Genomic DNA, 12779 nt, shown 5'->3' on the forward strand with positions numbered 1-12779 from the left:
GAAACTAAATCTAAAAGTTAAGCAAGCCAAGGTTACGCATCAATGTCGCTAAAGAATGACAACAGTTTCTCTTTAGTCAATGATTCCTTCTCGCCATCGGATACGTCATACGAAATCTTTCCGTGATCTAACACGATTAAACGATTGCCGTACGTTAATGCGTCCTCCAAATGGTGGGTGATCATCAAACAAGTTAATTTATCTTCAGTGATTCTCTCGTTTGTTGCGTGCATTAACTCTGCAGAAGTTTGGGGATCTAAGGCAGCTGTATGTTCATCAAGCAACAGAATTTCTGGTCGCTTGATCGTTGCCATCAAGAAACTCAGTGCTTGGCGTTGACCACCGGAAAGGTCTCTAGTTGGAGTGTTTAGACGTTGATCCAAACCATTTGGCATTGTTTGGGTAATCTTTTTAAACTCAGCCATATTTTGCTTGAGGCGTCTAGAACCAAGTCCACGAGATTCACCACGCTTTTTTGATAGTAGTAAGTTTTCAGCAACGGTCATCCGGGGAGCCGTTCCCATCTTAGGGTCTTGGAAAACTCGGCTTAAGAACTTAGTCCTGTGTTCAACTGACATCCCAGTTATATCTTTGCCGTGAAGCAGAATTTCTCCGCTAGTTACCTTCAAGTCGCCACCAATAATGTTAAAGAGCGTTGACTTACCAGCACCGTTTGAACCCAGTACGGTAATGAAATCACCGGCATGAATCTGTAAATTAACGTGGTCCATGATGTTGATCTGTTCGGGGGTACCTTGATTGACGGTCACCACAACATCTTTTAGTTCAAATATTGGTTCACTCATGTTTAGCCATCCCCCTCGACAATGATCTTCTTAACTTGAAACGCTTCTTGAAGGCTGGGAACATCATGAAGATTGCCAGCACGATTGCAGAAATCAAGTTTAAATCGTTGGCATTGAAGCCAAGTTTCAAAACAATCAGGATTACGAACCGGTACAAAATACTACCGACAGTAACGGCAATTAAACGTTCGTTCATGGTCAACTCACCGAAGACGACCTCACCAATGATGATTGAAGCGAGGGCAACAACGATGATTCCGATTCCCATGTTGACGTCGGCAAACCCATTTTCTTGGGCGACCAGTGCACCACCTAAGGCAATTAAACCGTTGGAAACACTGAGACCCATGATTTGCATTGCATCAGTACTGATTCCTAGCGAGCGAGCCATAGTTGAGTTATCACCAGTGGCAATAAACGCTTGGCCTAAATTGGTTTGTAAGAAGTAAATAATTAGTCCGGTTACGATTACGATAACAATCATGCCAAGAAACACGCTGTTAAAGTAAGGAGGCAGCCCATTAAATAGGTCTAATAAACTTTTCTTTCCATATAAAGAGAGGTTGGCTCTGCCCATAATTCTCAAGTTGATTGAGTAAGCGGCAGTCATGGTCAAAATTCCGGCTAGCAGTACAGGAATTTTTCCCTTTGTGTAAAGCAGGCCTGTAACTAAACCGGCTAACATCCCAACTCCAAAGGCAATCAAAGTTGCTACGAGGGGAGAAAAGCCGTGGTAAATTGCGGCAACTGCAGCTGCAGCGCCCATTGGAAAAGTTCCTTCAACAGTCATATCAGGGAAGTCAAGAATTCTAAAGGTTAAAAACAACCCAATTCCGACAATTCCCCAAGTGAGCCCTTGCCCAATTGCGGATACGATTATACTCATTGAATGATCTCTCCCTTCGTTTTAGCTTCCTTCATTAGTGAAGCTGGAATGTTAATGTTGTATTTCTTGGCCGCCTTAAGGTTGATGATTAACTTACCCTTTTTAAAGTATTTAATTGGGGTAGTGGCAGGTTTCTTCTTACCTTTAAGAATTTCAGCACTCATCTTACCAGTGGCAACCCCAAGTTGATATTGATCAACGGCGTAGGTGGCAACCCCACCGGACTTAACCATTGTGTCAACAGCGGGGAAAACAGGTACTTTAGCTTGGCCAGCTGCACCAACCAAGGTTGAGATGGCTCCAGCAATTGTATTATCAGTTGGGACATAGATTGCATCTACTGAATTGACTGCTTGTTGAGCAACCTGGTTTAAATCATTCGTGTTTGAAATCGAATAAGCCTTCAATGGTACTTTTTCTTGCTCACAGATTTTTTTGAACATCTTATACTGAGCAACCGCTGAGTCATCACTAGAAGTGTAGATGATTCCTAACGTTTTCATCTTTGGCATTAACTGTTTAATCAATCCAAGTTGGCGTTTTAGTGGGGCTTGGTCAGAAACCCCAGTGATGTTGCCACCTGGGTGATTGTTGTTCTTCACCAAGTTGGCTCCCTTGGGATCAGTGATGGCACCCAAGACAACGGGGCGGTCAGAGATGCTGTTAGCTAACGCTTGGGCAGATGGTGTGGCAATTCCAATCGATAAGTCGGCATCTTCGTTAGCGAATTTGCTACTCATCGTTTTCAAATTACTCTGGTCGTTTTGGGCGTTTTGAAAATCAATCTTGATGTTCTTTCCAGGAACGTAACCCTCTTCTTTAAGACCAGCAATGATTCCTTTATGGATTGAATCAAGAGCGGGGTGGGACATCAACTGCAAAATCCCCACCGTTGGGGTCTTGTGTTGTGCGGATTCCATGTTGTTCTTTTCAGTGAAGAACGCATAGGTTAGAAAAATAAATAAAACAATAATTGCGGTTATCAATGGATAACTTCTTTTTTTCATAGTTACTCTCCTTTTCACGAAATTTGGTTGGAGATGAAAAAAAGCAACCCGGCAGTCACCGAGTTGCTTGTCCGGTCTGCCAAGATTTCATCTGCACAGACCATTGTTAGAAAGCTGCCGGCACAGATGCGCTTTAATCATCGCAAAAAGATCAAGCGCCATCTGTGTGAGATGTTGCTTGATTACCGGAATTGCCAAAGACGTAGGGTAATCATATTCATAGGGCAGTCTTTCCTTTCGTTTAAGATATTTTTAATCATAATGTAAGCCTGATTATCAGTCAAGTTCAGAATTTAGGGATGTAGTGATAAAACACCTGGATTTATTAGCAGAATCCGAATATTAAAACGCAGGCAAAAAACTTAAAATTACAATTGCAGTAAAACCCGAACATTCGGAGAAAACAATTTCTGAAAACACTTGAAAATATTAAATTAAGGATTTATACTATGAACAACAAATCAGCGAACTTTACTTTTTATCATTAAAATAATGTTCGGAATTTACTCAAGGGGAGACACACAATACTGATGAAACATAAAGAAAACGGTTTGCTTTACGGACCAGAAGACAAAGTTTCTTATTTTCAATCTGGATTATTGGGACTTCAACATGTGTTAGCAATGGATGTTTACGTTCCACCGTTGATCATTGCCGGGTTACTTTCAATGACACTCGATCAAAAGACTGGCTTCTTGCAAGTTGCCTTTCTTGCCTGTGGAATTGGCACAATTTTGCAAACTAAGTTCTTTATGAAGTTACCAGTATCTCAAGGACCATCATTCGTCCCAATTGGTGCGGTTGCCGGTGTTTATGCCGCCTATGGTGCTGCTAACGGCGGAATGGGAACGGTTCTTGGTTCATTAGCAATTGGCGCATTATTACTAATTGTCTTGGGTGTCTCAGGAATTTACCAAAAGATCATCAACAAGTTAGTTCCTGCTTTAGTTGGTGGAACCATCATCACTTGTGTGGGGCTATCATTATTGCCATCAGCTTTGAATGACAATATTTTTAAGGCAACTGGAAACATCAACCAAAACATTGAAATCGCTGCTGTGACTGGTGCAGTTATGTTGCTTGCTATCACCATCGGATTGCGCTTCCCACAATTTCAAAAGCTGTTCAGAGTTAGTTCAATCGTAATTGCTTTGATCGTTGGAACAATCTTTGCTTCATCAATGGGTCGAGTGGACTGGTCTGTGGTTGCTAACGCTGACTGGTTGAGCTTACCTAAGTTCACTGCACTTCATTACGGTTTTCATTTTTCACTTCCAGCAATTTTGACATTTGTAGTTATTTACATGGTTTTGACTACTGAAACCACCGGTACTTGGTTCGCAATGAGTGCCGTAGTTGGTGAAAAGATTTCTAAGAAACAATGGAACCGCGGAATTATTGGTGAAGGAATCAGCTGTTTAGTTGCAGCATTCTTGGGTACTACTCCAATGACTGGTTACTCAACTAACGCCGGAGTTGTTTCAATTACCGGGGTTGCCAGCAAGCGGGTCTTCGTTTCAGCCGGAATCTGGTTTATCATCCTTGGATTCTTCGGCAAACTATCTGCCTTTCTTTCAGCAGTTCCTGCTCCCGTGATTGGGGGAATCTTCTCAATTATCTGTGTAATCATTATGCTAAACGGTCTTAACGTGATTCGTGATTTGAAGATCGATGAAAGTACCACCTATATTTTGGGAATTCCAATTGTTTTAACAATGGCAGTAATCTTGCTACCAGATAAGGTTACTCAAGCTACTCCACAAATGGTGCAATACCTATTGGGTTCACCAATTACAGTTGGAGCCATCAGTGCAATTATCTTGAACTTGGTAATGGGTCATCAAGATACTGAGGAAACAGTTGAGGACCCAAAAGCAAATGTCGCTGAAGCTAAGTAGTGATTTCCGACTCCTTCATTTACAAAGCGGGTTTTCTTGGACTATCTGAGGGAACTTAGCTAGAATTAAGGTAAATGATGAATGGGGATGACACCTATGGATAATGGCGATTTAAAAGAATTCACTCGTGAGGAGCTTGCACAGTTTGATGGCAATGGCCGGCGAGCTTATGTAGCAATTGATGGCCTGGTTTATGACGTGACTCACGAAGAGTCATGGGCATACGGCAAACACTATGGTCTCACTGCTGGTAAGGATTTTTCAAAAGAAATCATGGGCACACCACACGAAAAGATAATCCTGGGCAAGTTGAAGATTGTCGGTAAGTTAGTAGATTAATAGAAATGAAATTCCGAAGGCGGGGAGCTGGAGGAATTTTTTTATTCAGAGAAAACCCATTCTTAAATTAAAACTGTTTTTTCCCATACTCCCTGCACTTCCCACCCTGTTAGTCGTACAATGGAGTTAACAAACTCGAGAGGTGACTTTATGAAAATTGAGACAGTTTCTCTAAACGATAGTAAAACCAGCGCGCTTGATATCTATGAAAGTGCGTCTGATGAAAAACTACCAGGAATCGTGGTGATTGCGGGTGGAAGTTACAACCCAATCAAGGAACGCGACTCCGAACGGGTGGCACTTACCTTCGCAACCCACGCTTACCAAGCGTTTGTAGTGAAGTATCCGGTGGCTGAAAACAAGTCATATGCGGATGCTAAGACAGCAATTTCAGCTTCTTTTGATTACATTACTGAACACGCTGATGAGTTGAATGTTAACGTTAACAAGCTAGGAATTATTGGCTTTTCTGCTGGTGGCCAACTTGCTGCTGCCTACGCTAACGAGGCAGATAGCAAGGCGAAATTTGAAATTTTGGGTTACCCAGTTACTAAACCAACGTTGGACGAACGCATGGGCGTTACTACTGAAGACGTTGTGCCAATGGTTTCCAAGAACACACCCAAGACTTTTATCTTCGGTGCTACTCAAGATGAACTGACACCATTTACCCAACACATCTTGCCATACGTCCAGGCACTAGCTGAAAATGGGGTTTCGTTTGAACTCCATGAATTTGCGACTGGAAATCACGGGATGAGTTTAGCTAACAAATACACTAGCATCGTCAATGATGACCGAGCAGATGAACATTTTTCTGAATGGTTCCCACTGGCTCTCGGTTGGTTAAACGAGATTCTTTAAAACAAAAAAGGCAGCCAAACTGCTCTCATTGAGGGTGTTTTGGCTGCCTTTGTTTACTTAGAATACACTTTATTTCCCGCCATCCAGGTCTGCTCAACTCGGATATCTTTGATCTGTTCTTCAGGAACGGTGAAGATATCGTCAGTCAGGATCACGAAATCGGCATCAAATCCGGGTAGTAGGCGACCGTTATGCTCAAAACTACCAACTTGAGCGGCAAAATCAGTATAGCCATGAACGGCATCTAACACGCTGATAGCCTCTTCGGGATTAACGATGTCATCATTAGCTGCCTTACGAGTTACGGCAGCGTAGATACTATAAAACGGACTGTCAGGTTCTGCCCACGGCGTGCAAGGTGCATCAGAGCTTAGCGCCGTTACCGCAGTTGAGTCAATCATGGACTTGAGTCGGTAGGCAGTCTTAAATTGTTTGGAGTTAAGGAATTGCCGGTATGATTCATCTTCAGTAAAATAAAAAATTGGTTGGGTTACCAAGGCATAGTTCATCTTGGCATCTTTAACTTGGTTAAGCATGTCGTCAGTCATCAAACTAGCGTGTTCAATCCGAACGCTAGGAATGCCATCTGCCAACCAGGGTTCAATGTCTTTAGTGACATCAATAACTCGTTGAATTGCGGCATCACCCATGGCGTGAACGGCAAGTTGTAGGTTGTGCTGTTTTGCGTAAGCAACTGCTTCTGCCAGGCGCTCTGGAGTGGTGAGGGCAACTCCAGTATTGCCACTAGGGTACTTATCAAAATTAAAGGCGGTTTCCCCGGAAATGCTTCCATCCATGAACACCTTAACGCCGGCAATTCTAAGTTGATCACCTTCAGTGGCATCGACTTGCTGATCACGAATCTCACTAAAAACGTAGTAAATTGATGACTTGGGTTTGAATCCTTTGGCCACTGAATCTTCGTACAGTTTCAAAGTATCATACGGTTGTTTTCTGCCCATCATTTCACCAATGGCAACAATTCCGTTTTCAAGATAGTGGGTGGAACTGTTAACCATATTGGTTACGTCGGTCTCATAACTTTGAGCTGACTTTGCTTGAATCAGCAACTGGCTGGCAGCGACTTCCCTCATAAATCCAGTGGGGCGGCCATCTGAAAAATGTTCAATGAATCCACCTTTAGGATCTGGAGTGTTTTCATCAATCCCAGCAAGTTCGAGTGCCTTTGAATTTCCAACTGAAGAATGGCAGTCAGAACGGTATATAAAAATTGGCTGTTCAGTCGATATTTGATCAAGGTCATCCCGATTGGGTGAGCGGTGTTCAGCTAACTTGGTTTCATCAAAACCCCAACCTTCGATCCAAGTATTGGGACCCTTGCCAAAAGCAGGTGAGTTTTTCAGGGCTGCCTTCATTTCTTCAATGCTATTAACGTTTGGTGGCGTACAGGCGACACCGTGCAGGGCATCAGCGATATACTTAGGGTGGGTGTGAGCATCGATTAGTCCTGGAAGGACAGTTTTGCCGTTCAGGTCAATAATGTTATCATCATTGACGTCAGCGGTATCACCCGCCCACACGATTTCTCCGTGTTCGACTGTAAAAGCAGAAACAAATTTGTTACCAAATCCGGTGAAGACTTTACCATTGATAAACGAAGTCATTCAATTCACGCTCCTTGATCAGTTCTTAACAATATCATGCTTGATTAAGGAACCGCTGTCAATACTGAAAAATCGGCGAAAGGAGCCTGTTTAAATGCAATCACATACCTTAAATGCCTTTTCTCAAAATGTGCAGTTAACTGACCGCCAGCGACAGATATTTAACCAAATAATTGAGTTTACATATGATCACCAAGATGATTCACAGCACGCAGTATTTGTGCTGGTTGGGGATGCCGGAACGGGGAAAAGCTTGATCTTAAACCAGATGTTTACCAAACTAGCACAGGAACTTCCTGAAAGTTACTTTCTAGTCAACCATCCTGAATTGCTCAAGGTTTACCGTGAATTGGCAGGGCAAACTCCTGGGATGCTAAAGAAGTATTATCAACGACCAACTTCATTTATCAACCAAATGCATAAACACAATCAAAAGGTTGATTTAACCGTGGTAGATGAAGCCCACTTACTGTTGAGTAAACCAGATCACTACAACAATTACTATGGTGATAATCAGCTGAGCGACATTATTGAAATTAGTCGGGTCACCGTGGTCGTATTTGACCCCACCCAGGTGTTGAAAACTAAGAGTTACTGGAATGCTGACCGCTTGGGTTCTGTCATTAAAAAGCATCCGCACAAAATTGTCCACTTGAAGGAGCAGTTTCGGATTCAGGCTAACCCCGCAATGATGAACTGGCTGGATAATTTTATTTCTGGAAAGCCAATTCCACAGCTACCTGCAGATATTGGCGATTATGATTTTCGGGTGTTTAGCGATGCGGAAAAGATGTATCAAGAAATCATTAAACAAAATGGTCGCGTTGGTTTGGCACGGATGACCGCAACTAGTGGTTATCCATCGGTGTTGGATGGTGGCAAGCACTTTGTTAATGAAGGAAATTTCCACTTGCCGTGGGACCAGTACAACTTTACGGCTATACCATGGGCTGAACAACCACAAACAATTAACGAAGTTGGGAGTATCTACACCGTTCAGGGATTTGATTTGAACTATATTGGAATTATCATCGGACCGCCGTTTTATTTGACTGCAGATCATGGTCTCGGTGTCGACTCAGACAAGGTGACTGATGTTGAGGTGTACAAGCGCAGAGAAGATATGAGTGCAGAGGAATTTGCGGAGAGTAAACGGTCACTGCTGAGAAACTCCTTGAACGTGCTATTAAGACGAGGAATTAAGGGGATGTACATTCACGCTCACGATGAAAAGTTAGAGTCATTCCTTGAAAAGGTTGCCCGAGTATAGGAAACTTTTGGTAAGAGTAATCAGGGAGGATATCGCATGAGTAAAAGAACAACCGCATTAATAATTGTTTTGATTGTTTTGGCTGCCGGGCTTGGTGCTATGTACTACCAAAATATGGCACGCGAGTACTATTATGGCCAGGTTGGTAAACTAGCCAACACTGATGAGTCAAAGGGAAATCACGACCCAGATGTTTACTGGTACAATATTAAGGGTTACAACAAGCAGGGGAAATTTCGAGAACTGCACGTGGGTTCATATCAAGGCCATAAATTTACTAAGGGACACTACATTAAAGTTGGCTGGTCACAGCATAAGGGTGTCATTAGTTATGAAGAGGTAAGTAGAGACCAGGTGCCTAAACAGGCGTTGAGTAAGATTAATATGTAAACCAGTAGTTGCTTTGCAAGCACTTTTTGTGATGATATGCTTGATGTATTAGGAATTGGGTGATTGCAATTAAAGCTGATTATAAGGAAAATCGCAAGACTACAAGAAAACGACAAATTGTCTGGTGGCTATCTTACATTGCGACTGTAATTATATTGTGGAAGTTATCAACTCCGCTTGAATCGTATATTATCGATTCTTTTGATATAAATGGATTTACAACGCTAATGATTGGTTTACTTTTAATCATGATAGTTAACTTGCATTTGCCAATGAAGTTTATCCATTGGGTGTATGGTAGGTTAAAATAATGAAAAAATAGCAACGATACTCTTAATTGAGCTATCGTTGCTATTTTTTTGAAATTTTTAGATAAACGTCATCAAATTATTCAGCATATGCAAACCAATATTGAACCGCAAATCTCGGTAGTGCATGTATGCGTATGACAGGAATAGACCTAACCCTGAATACATCAACCAGTTGAGGTCGAATTGCATTTCATGGGCGAATCCAAACAATAGTGCACTGGAAAGCATAGCTAGCCAGTTGTTGACACGATTGTCCTTGTTGAAGAAGTAGTTCATGAAGATACCACGGAACACTAACTCTTCAAAGATGGGGGCCAAAATAATTGAGTAGACACCATTCCAAATTGGCATTCTGAGTGACTGTTCGGCAACGGCCTGCTGATTTTCAGGCATGTGAATCACACCAGAGGAAATCAAAAAGCTCCAGAAATATTGGAAACACATCATGCCGACAAAAAGGGCAATCAAAAACCAGATTTTTTTGGCGGTAGTAGGTTTATGACCAAAATGCCGGGGATTATTTTTATCAAGTTGCTGGTAGTAGCGCCAGCCAATTACACCAAGAGCAATCGCAGTGGCAATTAAGCCGACTCCCAACACGTTTTGGGCTTTCACCGGATCATTGGTGTAGAGGCCAGCTAACTGAAAGATTGAAGATGAAATCAAATAAATGGCAACGAAAGCCAACCACTTGACGATTTGAAGCCCCTTAGTTGTTAAGTAATGGGTATTTTTCATCATTAATTAAACACGGTAATTTCAATTCGGTTCTTATCAGGATCAAGAACTGTTACTGAAGTTGCCTTTCTCCTTAGTTCGTTGGTTTCGTGGGGATCCTCAACGATATCCACGAAGTAGTTGATGAGGTGGGAGTGAATGTTTTCCATCGTATCCTTGTCGACAAAGCCGAATTCAACTGGATATTCAACTTTTTCAACCTCTCTGAATTTAATGAAGTGCTTATTTAGTTGAGCACCTTAGGAACCATCAGCGATCTCGATGATGGGTAAATCAAATACTTCATGGTAAAATCTGAGGCTGACCTCAAGGTTAGAAACGGGAATGGTAATGTATTCAACTTCTCTTATGTTCATTGTTTAAACATCCTTTTTTAAAAGTACTTCAATTATATACCATTTTAAGCGTTTGCGAAGGTTGACTCATAATTGAAATAAGAGTAGCGTACTATCATGTACGATTATTTCGAATTTATTAAGGAGCTACATTAAATGCCACTGTTAGAAGTGTCAGATCTTTCGATGAGTTTTGCGGAAAAAGATCTGTACAAGGATGCCGAGTTTCAGTTGGAAAAGGACGATCATATGGGGGTCGTTGGTCAAAATGGGGTTGGTAAATCAACCTTGATCAAGATCATCACCGGAAGTATGCTCCCCTTGTCCGGAGACATTAAATGGCAAAAAAACATTAAAATTGGATATTTGGATCAGTACGCCGACGTTGAAGAAGATTTAACGCTGACCGATTTCTTGCGCACTGCTTTTGCGGATTTGTACGAGAAGAATAAACGACTGACTGAAATTTATGAAGAATACGCCAACACAGGCGACGATAAGTTGATGGAACGTGCAGGGCAACTTCAAGATGACTTGGATGCCGGTAACTTCTATGAGTTGGATACTGAGATTGAACAAACCATCGTTGGTTTGGGGTTAGACAGTATCGGCCGCGATCACTTGGTTGGAAAGATGTCTGGTGGCCAACGTTCAAAGGCGATTTTAGCTAAAATGCTACTTGCAAGCCCGGACGTAATCTTACTGGATGAGCCTACCAACTATTTGGATACTGCCCAAATCGAGTGGTTGATTGATTACATCAACAACTTCAAGGGTGCCGTTTTTGTGGTTTCCCATGATTACGACTTCTTAGAGCAGATCACTAACTGTATCATCAACGTGGCGTTTGGTAAAATTACCAAGTATCGTGGAAGTTTTAAAAAAGCGATGCGCCAACGTGAAGAACGAGAAGAGTTCCAACAAAAGCAATTTGATAAGCAACAAGTTGAAATTGAAAAGGCCGAGCGGTTTATCCGGAAAAACAAAGCTGGTTCTAAATCAACCATGGCCAAGTCACGGGAAAAGAAACTGGCGAGAATGGACAAGGTGGATCCACCTTCGACAAATGTACAAGCTAGCTTTAACTTCCCATTTGCGGACACTGGTTCGCATGAAGCCTTGGTCGTTGAAAAACTTTCTGTTGGGTACAACAAACCACTTTTGGAACCCGTTACTTTCTCAGTAACGATGGGTGAAAAGGTCGGCTTTAGTGGATTTAACGGGGTTGGTAAGTCAACTTTGATTAAGACCATTTTGCAAAAGATTCCTGCTAAGGGTGGGGATGTTAAGTTCTCTCCATCAACTAAAATAAACTACTTTAGCCAGGAACTTTTGTGGGATAATAACCAAATGACACCAATGCAGATTATTTCTGATGAGTATCCTAAGATGAACCAAAAGGCAATCAGAACTAAGTTAGCTAAGTGTGGATTGGACGCCCAAAACGCAATGAAGCCAATTGGCCAACTTTCTGGTGGGGAACAAACCAAGGTCAAGCTTGCTTTGATGGAATTTAAAGAAAGCAACTTCTTGATTATGGATGAGCCTACCAACCATTTGGATGAGGAAACTAAGGAAGCTTTGAAGCGTTCGATTGACCGATTCCCAGGAAATGTTATTATTGTTAGCCATGAGAACAGTTTTTATGACGGCTTAGTCGACAAGGTTCTCAACGTTGAAAAACTCAGCCTTCGTAACCGCGAGGGTATTTAATAGGAGCGTGACGATATGTATCCGCAATTAGATTTAGCAAATGCAACTGGAACTAAAGTAACAATTAAAACTAACCACGGTGACATCCAAATCCAATTGTTTGATGATTTGGCACCAAAGACGGTTAAGAACTTCGTTGAATTATCAAAAAATGATTACTACAAGGACGTAATTTTCCACCGAGTAATTCCTGATTTCATGATTCAAGGTGGCGACCCAACTGGTACTGGTATGGGTGGCGAAAGTATCTACGGTTCAAAGTTTGAAGATGAATTCTCAGCTGAATTATTCAACTTTAACGGTGCTCTTTCAATGGCCAATGCTGGTCCTAACACCAACGGAAGCCAATTCTTCATCGTTTCAAACGAAAATATGCCAGCTAACATGATTCCAGAAATGGAAGCAGCAGGTTATCCAGCAGAAGTCGTTGAAAAGTACAAGAACGGTGGAACTCCTTGGTTGGATCACAGACATACTGTGTTTGGCCAAGTAATCTCTGGTATGGACATTGTTAAGGAAATTAGCAAGGTTGATCGGGATGCATCAGATAAACCACTCGAAGATGTTGTAATTAAAGAAGTAACGGTAGATTAATAT

At 41.9% G+C, this 12779-nt stretch carries 13 protein-coding genes; 7 read left to right on the plus strand and 6 right to left on the minus strand.

Annotation, left to right across the window (positions count from 1 at the left end; all coding sequences use genetic code 11):
• Positions 1-32 precede the first annotated feature (32 nt).
• Genes PL11_RS05955 through trpX form a run of 3 tightly spaced genes read right to left on the minus strand, consistent with a single transcriptional unit; the run spans position 33 to position 2699 of the window.
• The gene (locus tag PL11_RS05955) at positions 33-806 is read right to left on the minus strand and encodes an ABC transporter ATP-binding protein (RefSeq protein ID WP_035167987.1); all 774 of its coding nucleotides are present in this window, start codon (positions 804-806) and stop codon (positions 33-35) included.
• A complete protein-coding gene (locus PL11_RS05960; protein WP_035167989.1) occupies positions 799-1692 on the minus strand; it encodes an ABC transporter permease in 894 nt (297 codons plus the stop codon). The genes PL11_RS05955 and PL11_RS05960 overlap by 8 nt, the downstream gene beginning before the upstream one ends.
• On the minus strand, positions 1689-2699 hold the full coding sequence (gene trpX, locus PL11_RS05965) for a tryptophan ABC transporter substrate-binding protein (RefSeq protein WP_035167991.1): 1011 nt from the start codon (positions 2697-2699) through the stop codon (positions 1689-1691). Before trpX ends, PL11_RS05960 begins: the two co-directional genes overlap by 4 nt.
• A 530-nt stretch (positions 2700-3229) precedes the next feature.
• Between trpX and PL11_RS05970 the strand changes: the two genes are divergently transcribed.
• The 3 genes from PL11_RS05970 to PL11_RS05980 all read left to right on the plus strand — a co-directional run bounded on the left by PL11_RS05970 (position 3230) and on the right by PL11_RS05980 (position 5800).
• On the plus strand, positions 3230-4597 hold the full coding sequence (locus PL11_RS05970) for a uracil-xanthine permease family protein (protein ID WP_035167993.1): 1368 nt from the start codon (positions 3230-3232) through the stop codon (positions 4595-4597).
• Positions 4598-4693: 96 nt separating this feature from the next.
• Positions 4694-4936 (plus strand): cytochrome b5 domain-containing protein, encoded by a 243-nt coding sequence (locus tag PL11_RS05975; RefSeq protein ID WP_035167995.1) that lies wholly within the window; start codon positions 4694-4696, stop codon positions 4934-4936.
• A 150-nt stretch (positions 4937-5086) separates the two neighbouring features.
• The gene (locus PL11_RS05980) at positions 5087-5800 is read left to right on the plus strand and encodes an alpha/beta hydrolase (protein ID WP_035167997.1); all 714 of its coding nucleotides are present in this window, start codon (positions 5087-5089) and stop codon (positions 5798-5800) included.
• Positions 5801-5853: 53 nt separating this feature from the next.
• Here PL11_RS05980 and PL11_RS05985 read toward each other — a convergent pair whose 3' ends face one another.
• Complete coding sequence (locus PL11_RS05985) at positions 5854-7425, minus strand: amidohydrolase (RefSeq protein WP_035167999.1); 1572 nt, start codon at positions 7423-7425, stop codon at positions 5854-5856.
• A gap of 94 nt (positions 7426-7519) precedes the next feature.
• Between PL11_RS05985 and PL11_RS05990 the strand changes: the two genes are divergently transcribed.
• Positions 7520-8695: a DUF2075 domain-containing protein gene (locus tag PL11_RS05990; RefSeq protein WP_035168001.1), complete on the plus strand. Its 1176-nt coding sequence runs from the start codon at positions 7520-7522 to the stop codon at positions 8693-8695.
• Positions 8696-8731: 36 nt separating this feature from the next.
• Positions 8732-9085, plus strand: a complete 354-nt coding sequence (locus PL11_RS05995) for a YxeA family protein (protein ID WP_035168003.1) — start codon at positions 8732-8734, stop codon at positions 9083-9085.
• 368 nt (positions 9086-9453) lie between these two features.
• Here PL11_RS05995 and PL11_RS06000 read toward each other — a convergent pair whose 3' ends face one another.
• Positions 9454-10137, minus strand: a complete 684-nt coding sequence (locus PL11_RS06000) for a CPBP family intramembrane glutamic endopeptidase (RefSeq protein ID WP_237047475.1) — start codon at positions 10135-10137, stop codon at positions 9454-9456.
• A 236-nt stretch (positions 10138-10373) separates the two neighbouring features.
• Positions 10374-10490 (minus strand): VOC family protein, encoded by a 117-nt coding sequence (locus PL11_RS10500; RefSeq protein ID WP_335621929.1) that lies wholly within the window; start codon positions 10488-10490, stop codon positions 10374-10376.
• A gap of 135 nt (positions 10491-10625) precedes the next feature.
• Between PL11_RS10500 and PL11_RS06010 the strand changes: the two genes are divergently transcribed.
• Both PL11_RS06010 and PL11_RS06015 read left to right on the plus strand, forming a co-directional pair.
• Positions 10626-12182, plus strand: a complete 1557-nt coding sequence (locus tag PL11_RS06010; protein WP_035168004.1) for an ABC-F family ATP-binding cassette domain-containing protein — start codon at positions 10626-10628, stop codon at positions 12180-12182.
• Positions 12183-12197: 15 nt separating this feature from the next.
• Positions 12198-12776, plus strand: coding sequence for a peptidylprolyl isomerase (locus tag PL11_RS06015; RefSeq protein WP_035168006.1), 579 nt, complete (start codon positions 12198-12200; stop codon positions 12774-12776).
• The last annotated feature ends 3 nt before the right edge of the window (positions 12777-12779 follow it).

The sequence above is a fragment of the Lentilactobacillus curieae genome, from assembly GCF_000785105.2.
GTDB classification, from domain to species: domain Bacteria; phylum Bacillota; class Bacilli; order Lactobacillales; family Lactobacillaceae; genus Lentilactobacillus; species Lentilactobacillus curieae.